This window comes from Bradyrhizobium brasilense (assembly GCF_029714345.1).
GTDB classification, from domain to species: domain Bacteria; phylum Pseudomonadota; class Alphaproteobacteria; order Rhizobiales; family Xanthobacteraceae; genus Bradyrhizobium; species Bradyrhizobium australafricanum.
Genome location: NZ_CP121669.1, coordinates 2,366,867 through 2,383,979 on the forward strand (window position 1 = coordinate 2,366,867; position 17,113 = coordinate 2,383,979).

A 17,113-nucleotide genomic window follows, 5' to 3' on the forward strand; every position below is an offset into this window, starting at 1 on the left:
ACTGAAGCGGATGGTCCCCGGTCAGCCCGGCGGCTGCCTCGTCAGCCGCAGCCGAACCGTGGACGGTCACGACGCAAGCAGCGGCGTCGTCTTGAGCAATAAGGCCGGCGCTCACGATGCGCCTGCCATTCTAGCTCGAACACGCGTCGTTGCTGAGAAGCGGCGTCGGGTTCTCGGTCGAATTTTCCCCGCCGCGATACCATGGCTTGAAACGAAACCCGGTTCTCGCATACGACCATGGCGCGGTCAGGGATCGAGCGTTGCCCTCCGTCGTATATTCTGAAGCGACGCCAGGGTCTGGATTGTAGAGCGAGAAGATCCCGCGCCAGCTGCCGTCCGGCTGCTCCTGGGCGTAGGACAGCTCCACCTTGTTTCGCGAGACCGAAACCAGACGATCCGAAACGTGATCGAACACGAATGGCCGCTCGAACCAGATCGTCGTCTCGTCCTGCTTGATCGCGACGTTGGCCTCCTGTCTTGCCGTGCCGCCACCGACCAGCAGGGGAATCCCCAGCGGCACCGCGACGTCAGCGGTGGCGGTGGCATTGAGACGGTGGGCGGAAAGCGTCGATGCAAAACCATCGGGCCGCGCGATGATGGTCTTCTTCGTGAACGGGCCCTGCGGGCTATCTGCCGTGGCAACCAGCGCGACGGCATTCTGCGTGTTGTTGTAATAGCCGTGATAGAAGATGACATATTCGCCGTTCGCGCGCCGGCAGGCATAGCTGATCGACAGCCCGGACGCTTCCTCGGGCAGTGAGGGCGTGATCACGGTGCCATGGCGCGTGAACGTCGTGCCGTCGACGCTGGTCGCCAGCTTGATCTGCTTCGACGCGCGGTCGAGGTAATAGATCATGTACGGCTCGGCTGCTCCGGGCTCATACACCACCTGCGCCGGGCCGATCCCGCCGGGCTCGGACGCGTCCGACTGAAAGGCGATTCCTTGCGGGATCCAGGCGCCTTCGTTTGTCGACGTCCAGAGCCGCAGCTGAAACCAGCCCGTCGTATAGGCTGACGCGTAAAGACGCCGGGTATGCGCATCCGGCGCGATCGCGGATGGCCACGCCAAATAAGGAACGCCATCGGGCGGCGACAGCGCCGGCGTCAGGCTCGACACCAGGCCGTCGTCGCCGAACTCCCAGATGTGATAAATGCCGCTGCTTCCGAGGCCGTTGAGAAACCAGCTTCTGGCAATTGCGCCGCCCGGAAAAATGCTGAGGATGACGAAAAGAAGTCCCCGCACAATCATGAAATTTATCCTGGGTCGTGCCGTCTATCGAGCAAACAATTCCGCTGTGATGACACACTCGGGCGCCCGTTTCGCCCGGAAATTTGTTTCTGAAAATAGAACGAATTCCGGATTGAGACGCGCAGGACAGGCCGGCGGATTCAATTGCCGGTGGCACTCGCCGTCGATGTTGCGGCGCTGCAGAGTCTTCTTGAAATCGCTGCCGCGGCGGAGATCGGCGATCGCTTTGCTCGCGACCTCGATCAGCGAGTGTGGCCCGGATCAGCGGTGGCGATGCGCTCCTGCGCAAGCGCATCGACCGGCATCCAGCCGGCCTGCGCCACGGCTTCAGTCGCGGCGAGCAGCGCGAACGAGATGAAGCGGTCCATCTTCTTCTGGTCATTGCGCAGGGCTGCGAGGTCAGGATCGAAGCCGCCCTCGGCATCCCCAGTCTTGTCAGGAATCTGACCTGCGACGCGCAATGCGCCAAGCCCTGAATGCCCCGCAAGCAGCCCTCGACCAGACCAGTTCGGTGCCGCAGCCCAGCGGAGACACCGTCCCCAGGCCGGTCACAACAATTCGACGCATGGTTCTCGTGTCGCGCCTTTACCGGCTACCGCACGGCGTCGGTCCTCGAAACGGTAGGGTTTCGAGGTCGCCTAGATACATGACGATCGTCATCGATTATCTCAACCGGTCGGGCGTCAAGGCACGACGTCACGCCGTTCCCAACGTACTCCTGTGCTCCCGGCAACCCGAATCCGGCGACATCAGAATTACGTCGCTCGCGCCTAGCTTTGCCGCACTGCAATGCGACCGGTCTGCCCAGACCGGCTAACGGCGTCGTCGCCAACTGTCCATATCCGACGACGATCAAAGGCTTGGCCTTTTTGATGATCCGGGTTAGCGGAATTTCGCTCGCCTCACGGTTGTGATTCCGATAATGGTGGGCCGGTATTTTTGGATCACCATGTCGAATTCTTCACCGACCGACGAGCGGTCGAAACCAAAAAAGCACAGCACGAAAAAGTCGCTCGTCAGCGCGCCCCCAACGCCTATCGACGTCTTCAACGATTCCGATCCGGGTGATGCTACCCAGCGCAATTTCCGGTACCAGCACGCATTTGGGGTAATTCTCCTCGTAGCCGGAAAAATGGGCAATCGACCTTACGTTGCGATCTGGTGTGAGCAGCACGAAGACTTACTTGCCGAACGAAGTGACGGAACGTTCGACGGCTACCAAATCAAGACCTCCCGCCCCGAAAACGGCCCCTGGAAACTCAACGACCTAGAGCTAATTAAGACGATTGGCCGCTTTACTGGACTCGTCCGGGAATTCGGCAATGCCATCAACGAAGTCTTCTTCGTATCGAATACCGAATGCGACAGCATTGGCAAGGAAGCAACGAACGATCGTCGACGGTCGCTATGCCCACGCCTCTTCCTAGAGCACGTCCAATCGTGCAGCGCGCCATCCGAGATCAACTCGGTTTTTTCTCTCACTTTCCAGAATCTGCAAGCTGAGTGTGGCTGCAGCGAAGCCGTGTTATTCCAGACGCTGCACAAAATGAACATTGTACTGGGGCCCTCGCGCAGCGAATTCGAAGCAGCGATATCACACGAACACATTGCACAGCTCGACCAATGCAAAGAGCTCAACGCAGACCAATTAGACGCGTTTCGCGATTACTTAATTGGCGTTGTCTATCGCGCATCTTCTCTACAAACCGGCGACCCTATCCGCCATCTTCGTCCGCTTATCAATGGGGGGGATATTGATCCGCGATTGGCCAACAAGCGGCTTCCCGTCGAGAGCTTAGTAATCTACGCCGCTCAATCCCAAGGGCCCCACGTGTTCCAGTACGTCGGCGAGAGCCTCATTGAGCTTGGCAAGCTTGGACGATCAACAGTCCTAAAACAAAAGCTTACCGCGGGTGGCTTGTCCGATCAGATCGACTATATGGCTGAACGCGAGCGGTCTGCCGAACGACATCTATTGGAAGATGTCCAACGCAGACCGGAACGCTATCCTGAGTTGATGAAGCAAATTGAACAGGTGGTACTCGGCGAATGCCGCGAAGCCCACCTACGTGCGCGACAAACCTCGGCACCGTACGGGCCGGCCATGCTGATCGATGTGCAGAATCGCTTGCGCAAGATCGCTCGCGAAGAGACGGCGCTGATAGGCGACCACACCTACGAATGCCTTATCGGAATGGTCGGTCTGCTGACACGGGAATGTGTCGTTTGGTGGAGTCCTAGTTTCCCAATTGAGGGCGACTAGATATGAGCCTACGCCTTGTCAAAGCCGCTGCCGAATCTGAAAACGACGATAATCTACACCTCGCGCGACTGCTGCTTCTGCTCGGGAGTGCCGATGCGCGCAAGACGACGGTCATTACAAAAGCACGAGCTGTTGAAGGCATAACGAAGCTGGCGAAGATGGACTTTCTGCTTCGCTATCCTACGTGCCTTGAGCGAGTTCTCGTCGCTCTCAATAGATCTCCCGAAGATGTCGGCGTGCATGAACGCGAGCGCACGTCTATCGAATCCAAGATGATCCGATTCCGGTATGGTCCGTGGGACGTTCGTTATCGTCGCTGGCTCGGCCTCCTTTCCTCCCGCGGACTCGTCCGGCTGGCAGTAGAGGGAAACACAATTGTTATTGGCTTAACCGATGCGGGTCGTGCTCTCGCAGAATCCATCAAAACCGATCCGCTGTTTGCAGAGTTGGCACATCGCAGCGACATTGCTGTTAAGGCCGTCGGCTCCATGTCCGCCACACGCTTAAAGGATTTTGTCTACGAAGCGGTTCCTGAAATCACGACTATGAAGTGGGGCGACGAAATCGCTCTTTGACCTGGAGGCCTGCTTGGAGTTTCATCTGCTATCTTTGATGCTCGCGTTTAGGCGGGAGACTGTTACGATCCCGCTTGCGCAGGTCAGTTATTTTTGGGGTCAGATGGGGGCTGGGAAGACAAGCGTTGCCCGACTGATAGATTATTGTCTCGGCGGCAACATCGAGCTCTCGCCAGCGCTTCAGAATGAGTTTGTGTCGGCAACTTTAACCCTCAAGCTCAAGAAGGGGCTGCTGGAAGTTGAGCGCGGCCGCGATACGAACACGATCGTTGCTAAATGGGGAGAAAGGGATGGTGCCGTGCAGGTCGCTGTTCCTGCCCGAGAGGCGCATGGCGAGCTTGTTCCAGGCACAGGGATCGAAAATCTCTCGGATTTGCTCTTCTGGATGTCCGGACTTGTTCCACCACGTGTAAGAAAAAGTAAAACCAAGGCAGACAGTGAGACGAAGCGTCTCTCTATGCGAAATCTGTTGTGGTACTGCTATTTGGACCAAGACGAGATCGACAGCTCCTTCTTCCATCTAGACAGCCGAGATCAGTTCTCGCGGTTAGCTAGTCTTGACGTAGTGCGATACGTCACCGGCTATCACGATGAGCACATCTTGGACATTGAAGCTGAGCTTGACTCCCTTAGAGGTGAGCGAATGGCGATGCTCGCAAGCATTGATAGTCTTGCGCGCGTCCTTCGCGATGTTGGCGTCGGATCGGAGCTCGAAATATCTAGTCGCGTCGAGGCGCTCCGCGAGACAGCAGACGCGATTTCAAGAGAGATCAGTCAGCAGCGTGCGGCGTCCGTATCCGATCGCACGACCGTACATGCTCTCGATACGCTGAAAGCGGAGGCTCATGCTCTAAGTATCCAAATTTCGGGGGCCGATCAGGCGATCTCAGAACTGCTTCAAACGAAGGATCGCGATACGCGGCACCTCCACGAAATTGAAACCCTATCGATAAAGTTCCGGCGCTCTCAATCTGCCCGCGCGGTACTGTCCGGCGTTCAATTCCATTCGTGTCCGCGCTGTGCGCAAACCCTTCCTGAGCGATCCTACGAACAATGCATCGTCTGCGGACAAGTAGAACTCGACGGCACTCCCAATTCAACCGAGGACGCCCTCCTCCAGAGAGATATCAAGCAACGATCCGAGGAGCTTCGCGACATCATACGTAGACATGACGAGGCTCTGATTCCGCTCCGTCGAGAGCGAGATGCACTCGATGTGGATAAGCGCCGCATCGAACGAGAGAGAAACGAAGCATCTCAGCGGTTCGATTCTGCCTATCTGTCAACTATGCTGAGCAAGGAGCGAGAGCGGTCTGCTTTGCTCCAACAAGCAGATAGCTTGGCGGCGATGGCGCGCTTTCCACAAATGCTGGAGGCCCAGCGTCAAAGAGTTGCGGACATCCAGGCACAAGAATCAAAACTTCGCGGTCAACTGAAAGAAGCTCGTGAGGCGGCGGAGAAAGACGCCACAAATATCAACACGTTACGTCAGTTTTTCCTGGACTGTCTCGTTCGATCGGAGGTGCCGGGCGTCACGTCAGACGATGTTGTCGAGATTCCGACGAACACCTACTTGCCCGAGATTCATTCTCCGGGGCTCGCTGATAATACCGTTGCAAGCTTCGCAACGCTGAGCAGCGGAGGAAAAAAGACTCTCTTCAAATGCTGTTTCGCCGTAGCGATGCATCGACTGGCGGTCAAAGTCGGTGCGCCGCTTCCGGAGATGCTAATTATCGATTCGCCAATGAAGAACATCAGCGAACGAGAGAACCGCGAGCAATTTGAGGGCTTCTATAACATGGTTTATCAACTAAAGGCCACCGAACTCAACGCGACGCAGTTCATCCTCATCGATAAGGAATTTACGCCTCCGCCGGAGGGGCTGAAGTTGAACGTATTTAATAGGCATATGAAGCCGAACGACCCGTCAAAACCCCTTGATCCTGAAACAGCGCCACTGATCCCGTATTACCTTGGAAGCTGAGCAAGCGTAGCCCGGATGAGCGCAGCGACATCCGGGGAATGGTCCGTCCCGCATGTCGCTGCGCTCATGCGGGCTACTTGCTGTCACTGTAAACGCATGCTTACGCTTAGGGCGGACTGCTACAACACTTGAAAGACTATCATGATCGATAAGGTCAAACCCCGAGTGAGCTTGTCGTTGTTCATCGATGCGCAGCGGCGACGCGATGATCCAAGTGCGGTACAGGCTCAAGAAGAGATCGCGAACTATTACCAGAACGCGAAGGAGGGCGACGTAGCTGCGATCCGCGAGACCTATGCCGGGAAACTCTGGTTTATCGTCACTACGGTTGTCGGCTCAAAAAGTGGTCGAATTTACATGAAGGATGCGCCTCTGTCGGGCTATAGCGGTCCTGCCTTTTACATCAAGAGTGGCAAGAACTGCCGAGCTCCCAAGGGGCAGTGTTCGGTTGTCAAACCAACGCCCGAAGTCTTGGCGCACGCGGAGAAGCACCCGCCGACAAATCTTGGGTATTAGCGCTTGTGCTTCGCGTCCCATGCGCGTTCGGCAGCTTCAATTTCCACTCGGTGGTGGTAAAACCACAAATCCATGAGATCGGTTTCCGGTCGGTGCTCATGTTCGTAAAGAGGATCATCGTTGGACTTCCTCTTCCCAGCGGCGGCCAACACCGCGCTGTCCACGGGCTTGCCGATCAGCCGCAGTGCGGCGGCACGGAAGAGCCCCGCATCTTCGTCCGGCACGTCTTTTGATGCGATGTAGAGGTAATGCGCGACCGCGCCCGCCAGGCTGCCTTCGAACTCCTGAGTAGTGTCTACGGCGCGGCCGATCTGGTCACCGCCGATAATCGCGAACCTTCCGTTCCGCTCCAACCACTCTTGAAGACTCATTTCAGCAATCGACTTCGTAGGCATATCCGACTCCGGCGATTTGGGGGATGGCGCCAACGTGGCAGAAGATGGCAATTCGTCAAGCCAAGGATGAGAACATTTTGAGCCGCCACGTCCCCGCTACCGATCTCAGATCAACCGCGTTCTTGGAGGCTGGCAGCGCCCGATCGACCCCGACGGTGATGATTGGTGGGCAGAGGCAAATCACTTCGTCCCCTCCAATAGCCTCCACGCTTCCCGTAACAACGCGCATATCCGCCTTCGCTCAGCGATCGCATCCCTGCTGAACAGGCCGCGCTTGCGCGCGTTCTGGTTTGCCCTTGGCGGGCTGGATCGCTTTGGGCCGCCGAGCATGCGGCAACGCGTCTTGCCGTACACCGCCGGCGCGCGGCACGCGACGCCCGAGCGGGTTCTGGCGCCGCAGCACGGCTCGCCGGCATCGGTCCGGTCGTTCTGATGTGATCGCTCACGCCTGTGCGTCCCGCCCGGTATCAGCGGCATCATGCCGTCGCCTGGCGCCTGCGGACCTAAGTGCCCGCGCCGCGGGTGGTCGGAGACGATCACGCGCGCATGCCGTATGACGTTGCCGACAAAGGCGTTGCCGCCGCCCTCCACCTTCTCGTTCTGCACGGTGACAAGCCCGACAGGCCGGCAATTGGAAAGAGAGGGTTACTTCCTCAGAGCCCACAGGGTTGGCGCCGGCGGCTTACAGGGACTAGCCCGGATGGACGGTCCCGTAGATTTACCATGATCCGGAATTCCAGCTGTCCGGCGCCGGAGCGGGCGCTAAGTTGATGGCGCGGGGGCGGCGCCTTGAGGTCAGGAGGCCGCAGTGGAGCGTCTGTATTTGGGCATCGCCGTCACCAGCACTTACGCGCTGGTCACGATTGCGCTGATCCTGGCCTTCGTGCACTGACCGCCGGGAATCCGGATCTTTGCCCGCCGGGCCGCTACGGAGTGCGTCGTCTTCGCGGAACGCGGCAATGTCCGGCAACCGGCAAGCTTTTACTGCGTCAGCGGATTTAATCGTCATGCCGAGGCCAGTAGCGATAACCCTGATGAGTTTGGCCGTTGCAACGCTCACGGCGTTCGGCATCGCCGCAGCCCTCATGATCCATTAGCGGGAATGGGCCACCGGGATTTTCACGCCCGGCGGCCATTGGCCGTTGCGGAGCGCGGGCGAACGACCATCAGTTCGGTCGTGATCTAGCTGCTGCGATCGACCCGAAGATGAATGCCGTTGCCAGTGCGATCTTCGCAATTCTCATTTCAACGTTTTCTTTCCTATCGAGCTGGCGCAACACGCCTCGAGGATCGACGTTCCCAAATCCCGTTTTTGCGCGCGGCCATTAAACGCGGTCACTTCATCCCCTCCAGCATCTTCCGCACCTCCCTCAACAACGAGCGGATCTGCCTTCGCTCGGCGATCGCATCCCCCGTGAACCGGCCGTGCTTGCGCGCGTTCCGGTTCGCCCGTGGCGCGCCGGATCCCTTTGCGCCGCCGTGCATGCGGCAGCGCGTCTTGCCGCGCACCGCCGGCGCGCGGCAAGAACCGCCGCCGCGGGTCCTGGCGCCGCAACGCCGGCTGGCCAGCATCGGGCCGGTCGTTTGGATCTGGCCGCTCATGCCTGAGCGTCCCGCCCGGCATCGGCGGAATTCCGCCGTCGCCTCGCGCCCGCAGCCTTCGGCGCATTCCGCGCCGCGGATGCCGGGTTGTTGTCGGACACGATCACGCTCGCATGCTGCGTGACGTTGCCGACGATCGCGTTGCCGCCGTCCTCGACCTTGACGTTCTGCACGGTGATGGCGGGCTCGCCATGGCTGCGGTGGCGGTTCAGCGCGTCGATCTGGGCGGGAAAGGTGCGGGCGAGCCGGCCCAATGCGCGCGCGGCGCTGTCGTGCTGGGCGAGGTCCTTGGCATGCGCGAGGTGATGGGCACAGCGCATCGCCATCACATGAACCGACACCATCTGCGCCACCAGCATGGCCTCGACGGAATCCCGCGGACCGATGCTTCTCACCATCGAGATCATGAAGGCGAGGTTGACCTCGCAGGGTTTGCCGCCGCTCACGCTGGCCTTGACCAATTGCCGCAGGATGCCGTCCATCGCGTCGCGGTCGGCGACCCCCAGCGCGTTCGCCATCAGCTGTGCGCCGAGCTCCGGATCAGGATGGTCGATGCAGAAGCCGTGCGGGGAGAATTTGATCCGCGGGGCTGCGGCAGCGTGGGCGGTTGCGGCGGCCATCGTCGGCACGGCGATGTTGGGTGCAGTATCCATGTCGGGTATTCCTTGGAATGCGCGCGGCAAGCGCGCAGACGATCGCTCGCTGCGGCAGCCGGTGCGATGTCAATTGTGGGGAGGGTCTTGGGCGGCAAGCGCCATCCGCGCGCCCGCTGTTGCGGGCGAGGGGGGCGGTTACACGATTTCGGAATATTGGAAATGTATCCCTGATTTGCCCGACACGTCAAGTGGCCTTGTCGGGCGCCGGCGGCCGCCGGCTCCTTTGCATGGGGTTGTTTTCGATATTTTGGCGGCGCGGCCCCGGCGGGGAGTTCCGCCGCCGTCGCCCGCAGTCATGCCGGCAAGGCACGGTGCGATCCGTGTTAGCGGGTACCGTGCGCCGATTGGATCATTATACTGGCGGGGAATGTTGCGACAGGCGTGGCGTGCGCCGGCCTGGGATGAAGGAGCATCGATGAGCGAGACCATTGGCCACCCCGATCCCGGCCTCGATCTGTCCGACGGATTCAAGCCGCACACCTCGCATTGGGGCGTGTTCTCGGCGCGGCTCGGCAAGGCGGGTCTCGAAGTCAGGCCCTATGCCGCCGATCCCGATCCGAACCGCATTATCAACAACTTCCCCGGCGCGCTGCGCCATCAGGCGCGCATCGCGCAGCCCGCGATCCGCCGCGGCTGGCTCGAGCGCGGGCCCGGTCCGGACGATCGCCGCGGCCGCGACGAGTTCGTCTCGGTCAGCTGGGAGCAGGCGCTCGATCTGCTCGGCGGCGAGCTGACGCGGATCCGCGACACCATCGGCCCCGGCGCGGTGTTCGGCGGCTCCTACGGCTGGTCCAGCGCGGGCCGCTTCCACCACGCGCAGAGCCAGGTGCACCGCTTCCTCAACATCGCCATGGGCGGCTATGTCCGCTCGGTGAACACCTATTCCTCGGGCGCGTCCTCGGTGCTGCTGCCGCAGATCCTGACCGGCTACGAGGACATCACCAAGCGCAACGTCACCTGGGAGCAGATCGCAGCCGAGACCGACATCGTGCTGGCGTTCGGCGGCATGGCGCTGAAGAACTCGATGGTGGCCGGCGGCTCGATCAGCAAGCATGTCGAGCGCGGCGCGATGGAAGCCGCGCAGCGGCGCGGCTGCCAGTTCGTCCTGGTCAGCCCGCTGCGCGACGATTTCCCCGTCGAGGCCGGCGCGGAATGGATCACGGCCACACCCGGCACCGACACCGCGCTGATGCTCGGCATCGTCCATACGCTCGTCAGTGAGGGCCTGCACGATCAGGCCTTCCTCGATCGCTACACCGAGGGCTGGCCGGTGTTCTTGCGCTATCTGACCGGCGAGAGCGACGGTGTGCCCAAGCGCGCCGAATGGGCCGCGGCGATCTGCGGCATCGATGCCGGCACCATCAAAGCGCTCGCGCGCCGGCTCGCCGGCCGTCGCGCGCTGATCACCGTGTCGCATTCGCTGCAGCGCGCCGAGCATGGCGAGCAGCCGGTGTGGATGGGCATGGTGCTGGCGGCGGCGCTCGGCCAGATCGGCCTGCCCGGCGGCGGCTACGCCTATTCGCTCGGCGCGATCGGCTATTACGGCCGCCGCGTCAACGCGGTGCCCGGACCGACGCTCGGGCAGGGCCGCAACGGCGTCGCCGACTTCATTCCGGTGGCGCGCATCGCCGACATGCTGCTCAATCCCGGCACCAGCTATCGCTACAATGGCGAGACGCGGACCTATCCGGACATCCGCCTCGTCTATTGGGCCGGCGGCAATCCGTTCCACCATCACCAGGACCTCAACCGCCTGCGCAAGGCGTTTGCGCGGCTCGACACGCTGGTGGTGCATGAGCTGGCATGGACCGCCACAGCACGCCACGCCGACATCGTGCTGCCCTCGACCATGACGCTGGAGCGCGAGGACATCGGCTATTCCAGCAACGATCCCTTGATGGTCGCGATGCACCGGATCGCCGAGCCGTTCGGCCTCGCGCGCGACGACTACGAGATCTTCGCCGATCTCGCCGAGCGGTTAGGGGCCCGCGAGCCCTTCACCGAGGGACGCACGTCGCGGCAATGGCTGGAGCATCTCTACGAGCCGACCCGCAAGGTGCTCGCCGCGCGCGGGCTCGAAGCCCCGAGCTTCGAGGAGTTCTGGGAACGCGGCAGCCTGGTGGTGCCGCAGCATCTCGACGACGGCGGCTCGCTGCGTCGTTTTCGCGAGGACCCGGTGGAGCGCCCGCTGCCGACGCCGAGCGGGCGCATCGAGATCTTTTCGCGGAAGATCGCTAGCCATGGCGATGCGGACTGTCCGGGCCATCCGGTCTGGCTCGAGAAATCAGACACGCCGACGCCGGGCGCGCCGTGCTTCCTGGTCGCCAACCAGCCGGTGACGCGCCTGCACAGCCAGCTCGACTTCGGCGGCCATTCGCTTGACGCCAAGCATCGCGGCCGCGAGGTCGCGCGCATGAACCCGCGCGACGCCACGCCGCGCGGCATTGCCGACGGCGACATCATCCGCATCTTCAACGCGCGCGGCGCCTGCCTCGCCGCGGTGCATGTCACCGACGGCATCGCGCCCGGCGTGGTCCAGCTGCCGACCGGCGCCTGGTACGATCCGATGGACCCCGAGGAGGAAGCGCCGCTCTGCGTGCACGGCAATCCGAACGTGCTTACCCGCGACATCGGCACGTCATCCTTCGCGCAGGGCTGCACCGGCCAGCTCACCAGCGTCGAGGTCGAGCGTTTCAACGGCAATCTGCCGCCGATCCGGGCGTTCGATCCGGCGTAGAGTATGATCCGAGGCGGTGTTCCCTCGCGACAAACGCGTAGCGTTTGCGCGGAGATCACGAACAAATCATCGCTGGGCGCTGGATGGCGCTCACGCGTTCGGCTACGGCATCACGAGATCGCCCCTGAGTTCTGGATTTGCTGAGATGCCCCTGAAAACCCTGTTTCACATCGCCGTCGCCGCGACCGTTGCGCTCGGATCGTCCAATGCATTGGCGCAATCGGCCGCCGAGCCGGCCTATGGACCGGAATTGCAGGGCTTCGACTATCCCTATCCGGTGGAGCATTATCGCTTCAGCTCGCAGGGGCAGGAGCTCGACATGGCCTATCTCGACGTCAAGCCGGCGACGCCGAACGGCCAGACCGCGGTGCTGCTGCACGGCAAGAATTTCTGTGCCGCGACCTGGGACGGCACCATCAAGGCGCTCAGCGGCGCCGGCTATCGCGTCATCGCGATCGACCAGATCGGCTTCTGCAAATCCAGCAAGCCGGAGCGCTATCAGTTCACCTTCCAGCAGCTCGCCGGCAACAGCCGCGCGCTGCTCGCCTCGCTCGGGATCGCGCATTCGATCATGGTCGGCCACTCGACCGGCGGCATGCTGGCGATGCGCTATGCCCTGATGTATCCGGAGGCCACCGACCAGCTGGTGCTGGTTGATCCGATTGGCCTCGAAGACTGGAAGGCCAAGGGCGTGCCGTGGCTCAGCCTCGACGGCTGGATGCAGCGCGAGACGCGCGTCACCGCGGACAGCATCCGCGCCTATGAGCGCGCCACCTATTACGCCGACACCTGGGATGCGTCCTACGAGACGTGGGTGCAGATGCTGGCCGGCATGTATCGCGGTCCGGGCCGCGCCGCCGTGGCATCGAGCTCGGCGCGACTCTATGACATGATCGCGACCCAGCCGGTGTTCTACGAGTTCGAGCAGATCAAGCCGCCGACGCTGCTCTTTGTCGGCGACAAGGACACCACCGCGATCGGCAAGGACACTGCGCCGCCGGAGATCCGCAAGACGCTCGGCAATTATCCGGTGCTCGGCAAGGAGGCGGCCAAGCGGATTCCGCATGCGCAGCTGATCGAATTCCCCGACCTCGGCCATTCGCCGCAGATCCAGGCGCCGGCGCGCTTCCACGAGGCGCTGCTCGGCTGGCTGCAGCATCCGGAGACCGGTGCGTCGCTGGTCAAGTAGCAGACGGCGAGACAGGCGAGCGACATCATGACGACAGCCGAACTGGTCAGCGTGTTCACGGTGGATGGGCAGGGCGGCAATCCCTGTCCGATCGTGGTGGATGCAAGCGGCATGAGCGCGTCCGAGATGCAGGACGTCGCCCGCCGCCATAATCACGAATCCGGCTTCGTGTTGCCGGCGCAGAGTGACGATTTCGACGCCACGTTCCGCTTCTTCGTTCCGAACCACGAAATGGAAATGTGCGGCCACGCGACCATCGGTGCGCTCTGGCTGCTTGCGCGCCATGGAAAGTTGCCGGGCGACACGATGCGGATCTCGACGCGCAGCGGTCCGGTCACCGGCTTCATCAGCCGTGATCGTCACGGCGAGCCGCGTGTCGAGATCACTCAACCGGCCGGGAAGACCGTTCCGCTCACCACGGCGCAACGCGATGACGTGCTGCGGGCGCTCGCGATTGGACCGCATGCGATCGGTGAGGGAACGCCCTGTAACGCCGTCACATCGCGGATCAAGACACTCGTTCCGATGCGCTCCCCCGGAGCGCTGAATGCGCTCGATCCCGCCGCCGAGCAAGTCGAGGCGGTCTGCGGCCGGATCGGATCGACCGGGCTCTATCCATTCGCCGTGATCGACCGAAAAGCTCGCCTGTTCGAGGCGCGGCAATTCCCGCGCTCCTCAGGTTATCGGGAGGATGCCGCGACCGGCATTGCGGCCGCCGCGCTGGCGTTCGGCCTACTCGACTATGGCCTGGTCGCTCCTGATGACGACGAGATCCGAATCTTGCAGGGCAGGGCGATGGGGCGGCTGTCCGAGATCCGCGTCCGCATCGGCTTCGCCGGCGGCCGCCCCGTCGGCTGCCTGCTTGGCGGCAATGTCGCGCTGATGGCTGCACCGTCACACTGAGCAGCACCAGCGCGGGGCGCCGGCTTCGTGAGCAGTATCCGGGTTTAATCAGCGGCGCGCTTGGCTCGCTCCTGCGCCTTGGCGTGCACCGGTGATGATTTCCGCGCACCGGGGCCCGGATGCACGTGGACCGCCTTCGCGCTCAGCGGCTCGCCGCATTCCGAACAGACCATGACGGGATCGAACATCTTCTTGCAGGTCTTGTGTTCGTGCAGCATCGGCCGGCCGCGCGAATCGACCATGTGGACGTTGCCCCAGTGCACGATCGACATGATGATCGGATAAAGGTCGAGCCCCTTCTGCGTCAGGATGTATTCGTAGCGCTTCGGCGCCTCCTGATACGGAATCTTGCGCAGCACGCCGAACCGCACCAGCTTCTTCAGCCGATCGGCGAGCAGATGCCGCGTGATCCCGAGCGACGCCTGGAAGTCATCGAACCTGCGGATGCGCAGGAAGCATTCGCGCAGGACCAAGAGGCTCCAGCGGTCGCCGATGACAGCCACCGTGCGGGCCACCGAGCACGGCTCCTCCTCGAGGGCATCCCATTTCATCAGCATCTCCTGCGGCCGGCGACGATATCGCTCAGTAAAATTCTAAAACAGAACTAACGTTATTTCAATAGGATGCCTCGCTTGCGGCCGTAGCTTGGTCATTGGATGACAAATATCATATTGACAGTTCTAAAATAGAACTTAAGGTCCCGGCTCGATCAACGCGGCGGCTGACGGCCGCTGGCAATCGAAGGGAAGGGCGTTCCATGGCTGCTCCGCTCAAGGTCGAATTCCATTTCGATTTTGGAAGTCCGAACGCCTATCTGGCGGAACTGGCGCTGCCCGACATCGAGAAGCGTACCGGAGTGAAATTCGACTACATCCCGGTGCTGCTCGGCGGCGTCTACAAGGCGACCGGCAACATGTCGCCCGGCGAGTCGCTGCGCGGCATCAAGAACAAGCCCGAGTACAACGCGCTCGAGACCGAGCGCTTCCTGCACCGCCACAGCATCACGACGTTCAAGACCAACCCGTTCTTTCCGGTCAACACGCTGATGCTGATGCGCGGCGTCGTCGCTGCCGATTTCGAAGGGCTGTTCGAGCCGTACTTTCGCGCCGCCTATCACCACATGTGGTCCGAGCCCAAGAAGATGGACGATCCGCAGGTGTTCCGCGAAGCGTTCCTGTCTTCCGGCCTCGATATCGACCGCATCATCGCCCGCGCCCAGCAGGACGAGGTGAAGAAGAAGCTGATCGACAACACCAGCAACGCGGTGGCGCGCGGCTCGTTCGGCTCACCGACCTTCTTTGTCGGCGACGAGATCTTCTTCGGCAAGGACAAGCTGCGCGAGGTCGAGGACGAGATCGTCGCGCAGCTGGCTGCGCCGCGACGCAAGACCGCCTGAGCGGGAAAATTCCTCAAGACAACAAATCATGCCCAAAGGGCTGTCACAGGGAGGTTTCAGTGCAGGCGTCGACCCAGTTTGAAGGAAGTGTGGAAGGCTTGCCGAACCGCATCCACGAGGTGATCGATCACCACGTCGGGGCGACGCCGGATCATCCGGCGCTGATCGACGACAAGACGCGGCTGACCTACCGCGAGCTCGACCGAACGGTCGGTCGCGTCGCCGAGGCGCTGCGGGCGCTCGGCATCCGCGCCGGCGACCGCATGATGATCGTGAGCGAGAATTCGATCCCGCTGGCCTGCCTGCTGCTGGCGGCGAGCCGGCTCGATGTCTGGTCCATCGTGGTCAATCCGCGGCTCTCGCCGCGTGAGCTGGACCAGATCAGGGATCACAGCGGCGCCCGGCGCGTGCTGCTGACCGCCGACGTCTCGCAGGAGGCGGCTACCCATGCCGCGCGTTACGAGGCCGCCGTGCAGGATGTCGGGCCGCTTCGCGGCATCGCCGTTACCGGCCTGAACCTGGCAACCGTGGCTGAGCCGGTCGAGGCCGACGGCGCCAACCAGGTCGCGGTTCTCATTTACACCTCCGGCACCACGGGCACGCCGAAGGGCGTGATGCTGACCCATCGCAATCTGTTGTTCAGCGCCCGGGCGACAGCAAGCTTCCGAAAGATGGCGGCCGATGACGTGCAGTATTGCGTGCTGCCGATCTCGCATATCGTCGGCATCTCGTTGCTGACCATGACCCTGATGATCGGCGCCACCGTGCGTCTGGTGGCGAAATACGATCCGGCCGCGCTGGTCAAGGCGATGACTGAAGAGGGCATCACGATCCTGAACGGCGTGCCCGCGACCTATCAGCGTCTGCTCGAATACCGGCGCAATGCCGGCCTGCCGAAGCTCGATCGCGGCCGGTTGCGGGTGATCTCGGTGGCCGGCGCGCCGCTCGACCTCGATCTCAAATCACGGGTCGAGCAGGAACTCGGGCTGCCGCTGCTCAACGGCTACGGCATCACCGAATGCTCGCCGGGCATCTCCGGCGTCCGGCCCGACAATCCGCGGGCCGACCATGCGGTCGGCACCGTCATGCCCGGCCTCGAGGCCAAGCTGGTCGGCCGCGACCTCAAGCCGGTCGCGGCAGGCGAAGTCGGCGAGCTGCATGTTCGCGGCCCCAACGTGATGCGCGGCTATTACCGCGCGCCCGACCTGACCGCCAAGGCGATCGATCCCGACGGCTGGTTCAACACCGGGGATCTGGCCCGCTTCGAGAACGATGCGCTCTATATCGTCGGGCGAACCAAGGAGATGATCATCCGCTCCGGGTTCAACGTCTATCCGGCCGAGATCGAGGCGGTGCTGAGCACGCACGACGCCGTGGTGCAGTGCGCCGTGGTCGGTCGGCCGGTCGAGGGCAATGAGGAGGTGGTCGCCTTTGTGCAGCTGATCAAGGGCTCGTCCGCCACCGTACAGGACCTGATGGCCCATATTGCCCCGCAACTCACCTCGTACAAGCGTCCGTCGGAGATTATCCTGATGGACGCGCTGCCCGCGACATCGACGGGCAAGCTGCTGAAGCACAAGCTGGCGGAATCGCTGCGCGGCTGAGACTGAGCCGTCGCCGCGAGCCAGTTCACTCAAACAGGACCGGA

At 62.2% G+C, this 17,113-nt stretch carries 15 protein-coding genes and 1 pseudogene; 9 read left to right on the forward strand and 7 right to left on the reverse strand.

Annotated elements, in window-relative coordinates:
* Nucleotides 1–130: 130 nt before the first annotated feature.
* Both QA635_RS10935 and QA635_RS10940 read right to left on the reverse strand, forming a co-directional pair.
* Entirely contained in the window at nucleotides 131–1,249 is a 1,119-nt protein-coding gene (locus QA635_RS10935) for a glycoside hydrolase family protein (protein WP_283068835.1), read from the reverse strand.
* A 266-nt stretch (nucleotides 1,250–1,515) separates the two neighbouring features.
* Nucleotides 1,516–1,816: pseudogene (locus QA635_RS10940) on the reverse strand (beta-ketoacyl synthase N-terminal-like domain-containing protein); the annotation flags it as partial.
* Between the two features lie 355 nt (nucleotides 1,817–2,171).
* Between QA635_RS10940 and QA635_RS10945 the strand changes: the two are divergent.
* The 4 genes from QA635_RS10945 (at nucleotide 2,172) to QA635_RS10960 (ending at nucleotide 6,587) form a co-directional block, all read left to right on the forward strand.
* Nucleotides 2,172–3,512 carry a dsDNA nuclease domain-containing protein gene (locus QA635_RS10945; RefSeq protein WP_283068837.1) on the forward strand — a complete coding sequence of 447 codons (1,341 nt, stop codon included), beginning with the start codon at nucleotides 2,172–2,174 and terminating at the stop codon, nucleotides 3,510–3,512.
* Nucleotides 3,513–3,514: 2 nt separating this feature from the next.
* Complete coding sequence (locus QA635_RS10950) at nucleotides 3,515–4,087, forward strand: hypothetical protein (protein WP_283068839.1); 573 nt, start codon at nucleotides 3,515–3,517, stop codon at nucleotides 4,085–4,087.
* Between the two features lie 13 nt (nucleotides 4,088–4,100).
* Nucleotides 4,101–6,071: a hypothetical protein gene (locus tag QA635_RS10955; RefSeq protein WP_283068841.1), complete on the forward strand. Its 1,971-nt coding sequence runs from the start codon at nucleotides 4,101–4,103 to the stop codon at nucleotides 6,069–6,071.
* Nucleotides 6,072–6,212: 141 nt separating this feature from the next.
* Entirely contained in the window at nucleotides 6,213–6,587 is a 375-nt protein-coding gene (locus tag QA635_RS10960) for a hypothetical protein (RefSeq protein WP_283068843.1), read from the forward strand.
* Here QA635_RS10960 and QA635_RS10965 read toward each other — a convergent pair.
* From QA635_RS10965 to QA635_RS10980, 4 genes are all read right to left on the reverse strand, one after another.
* Nucleotides 6,584–6,982 carry a hypothetical protein gene (locus QA635_RS10965; RefSeq protein ID WP_283068845.1) on the reverse strand — a complete coding sequence of 133 codons (399 nt, stop codon included), beginning with the start codon at nucleotides 6,980–6,982 and terminating at the stop codon, nucleotides 6,584–6,586. The genes QA635_RS10960 and QA635_RS10965 overlap by 4 nt on opposite strands.
* Before the next feature lie 180 nt (nucleotides 6,983–7,162).
* The gene (locus tag QA635_RS10970) at nucleotides 7,163–7,588 is read right to left on the reverse strand and encodes an HGGxSTG domain-containing protein (RefSeq protein WP_283068847.1); all 426 of its coding nucleotides are present in this window, start codon (nucleotides 7,586–7,588) and stop codon (nucleotides 7,163–7,165) included.
* A gap of 729 nt (nucleotides 7,589–8,317) precedes the next feature.
* The gene (locus tag QA635_RS10975) at nucleotides 8,318–8,584 is read right to left on the reverse strand and encodes an HGGxSTG domain-containing protein (protein ID WP_283068849.1); all 267 of its coding nucleotides are present in this window, start codon (nucleotides 8,582–8,584) and stop codon (nucleotides 8,318–8,320) included.
* Nucleotides 8,581–9,237: a hypothetical protein gene (locus QA635_RS10980; RefSeq protein ID WP_283068851.1), complete on the reverse strand. Its 657-nt coding sequence runs from the start codon at nucleotides 9,235–9,237 to the stop codon at nucleotides 8,581–8,583. The genes QA635_RS10975 and QA635_RS10980 overlap by 4 nt, the downstream gene beginning before the upstream one ends.
* Before the next feature lie 418 nt (nucleotides 9,238–9,655).
* Here QA635_RS10980 and QA635_RS10985 point away from each other — a divergent pair, with 418 nt between their 5' ends.
* From QA635_RS10985 to QA635_RS10995, 3 genes are all read left to right on the forward strand, one after another.
* A complete protein-coding gene (locus tag QA635_RS10985) occupies nucleotides 9,656–11,977 on the forward strand; it encodes a molybdopterin guanine dinucleotide-containing S/N-oxide reductase (protein ID WP_283068854.1) in 2,322 nt (773 codons plus the stop codon).
* A gap of 145 nt (nucleotides 11,978–12,122) precedes the next feature.
* Complete coding sequence (locus QA635_RS10990; protein WP_283068856.1) at nucleotides 12,123–13,166, forward strand: alpha/beta fold hydrolase; 1,044 nt, start codon at nucleotides 12,123–12,125, stop codon at nucleotides 13,164–13,166.
* Nucleotides 13,167–13,193: 27 nt separating this feature from the next.
* Nucleotides 13,194–14,069 carry a PhzF family phenazine biosynthesis protein gene (locus QA635_RS10995; RefSeq protein WP_283068858.1) on the forward strand — a complete coding sequence of 292 codons (876 nt, stop codon included), beginning with the start codon at nucleotides 13,194–13,196 and terminating at the stop codon, nucleotides 14,067–14,069.
* 44 nt (nucleotides 14,070–14,113) lie between these two features.
* Here QA635_RS10995 and QA635_RS11000 read toward each other — a convergent pair whose 3' ends face one another.
* Complete coding sequence (locus QA635_RS11000; protein ID WP_028334861.1) at nucleotides 14,114–14,620, reverse strand: winged helix-turn-helix transcriptional regulator; 507 nt, start codon at nucleotides 14,618–14,620, stop codon at nucleotides 14,114–14,116.
* A gap of 206 nt (nucleotides 14,621–14,826) precedes the next feature.
* Here QA635_RS11000 and QA635_RS11005 point away from each other — a divergent pair, with 206 nt between their 5' ends.
* Both QA635_RS11005 and QA635_RS11010 read left to right on the forward strand, forming a co-directional pair.
* A complete protein-coding gene (locus tag QA635_RS11005; protein WP_283068862.1) occupies nucleotides 14,827–15,465 on the forward strand; it encodes a 2-hydroxychromene-2-carboxylate isomerase in 639 nt (212 codons plus the stop codon).
* 59 nt (nucleotides 15,466–15,524) lie between these two features.
* Nucleotides 15,525–17,069, forward strand: coding sequence for a class I adenylate-forming enzyme family protein (locus QA635_RS11010; RefSeq protein ID WP_283068864.1), 1,545 nt, complete (start codon nucleotides 15,525–15,527; stop codon nucleotides 17,067–17,069).
* Nucleotides 17,070–17,113 lie beyond the last annotated feature (44 nt).

Excerpts from the sequence above, each read along its gene's own strand:
- QA635_RS10935 (WP_283068835.1), bottom strand. The coding sequence starts at position 1,249 with ATGATTGTGCGGGGACTTCTTTTCGTCATCCTCAGCATTTTTCCGGGC.
- QA635_RS10945 (WP_283068837.1), top strand. The coding sequence starts at position 2,172 with ATGGTGGGCCGGTATTTTTGGATCACCATGTCGAATTCTTCACCGACC.
- QA635_RS10950 (WP_283068839.1), top strand. The coding sequence starts at position 3,515 with ATGAGCCTACGCCTTGTCAAAGCCGCTGCCGAATCTGAAAACGACGAT.
- QA635_RS10960 (WP_283068843.1), top strand. The coding sequence starts at position 6,213 with ATGATCGATAAGGTCAAACCCCGAGTGAGCTTGTCGTTGTTCATCGAT.
- QA635_RS10965 (WP_283068845.1), bottom strand. The coding sequence starts at position 6,982 with ATGCCTACGAAGTCGATTGCTGAAATGAGTCTTCAAGAGTGGTTGGAG.
- QA635_RS10975 (WP_283068849.1), bottom strand. The coding sequence starts at position 8,584 with ATGAGCGGCCAGATCCAAACGACCGGCCCGATGCTGGCCAGCCGGCGT.
- QA635_RS10980 (WP_283068851.1), bottom strand. The coding sequence starts at position 9,237 with ATGGATACTGCACCCAACATCGCCGTGCCGACGATGGCCGCCGCAACC.
- QA635_RS10985 (WP_283068854.1), top strand. The coding sequence starts at position 9,656 with ATGAGCGAGACCATTGGCCACCCCGATCCCGGCCTCGATCTGTCCGAC.
- QA635_RS10990 (WP_283068856.1), top strand. The coding sequence starts at position 12,123 with ATGCCCCTGAAAACCCTGTTTCACATCGCCGTCGCCGCGACCGTTGCG.
- QA635_RS10995 (WP_283068858.1), top strand. The coding sequence starts at position 13,194 with ATGACGACAGCCGAACTGGTCAGCGTGTTCACGGTGGATGGGCAGGGC.
- QA635_RS11000 (WP_028334861.1), bottom strand. The coding sequence starts at position 14,620 with ATGAAATGGGATGCCCTCGAGGAGGAGCCGTGCTCGGTGGCCCGCACG.
- QA635_RS11005 (WP_283068862.1), top strand. The coding sequence starts at position 14,827 with ATGGCTGCTCCGCTCAAGGTCGAATTCCATTTCGATTTTGGAAGTCCG.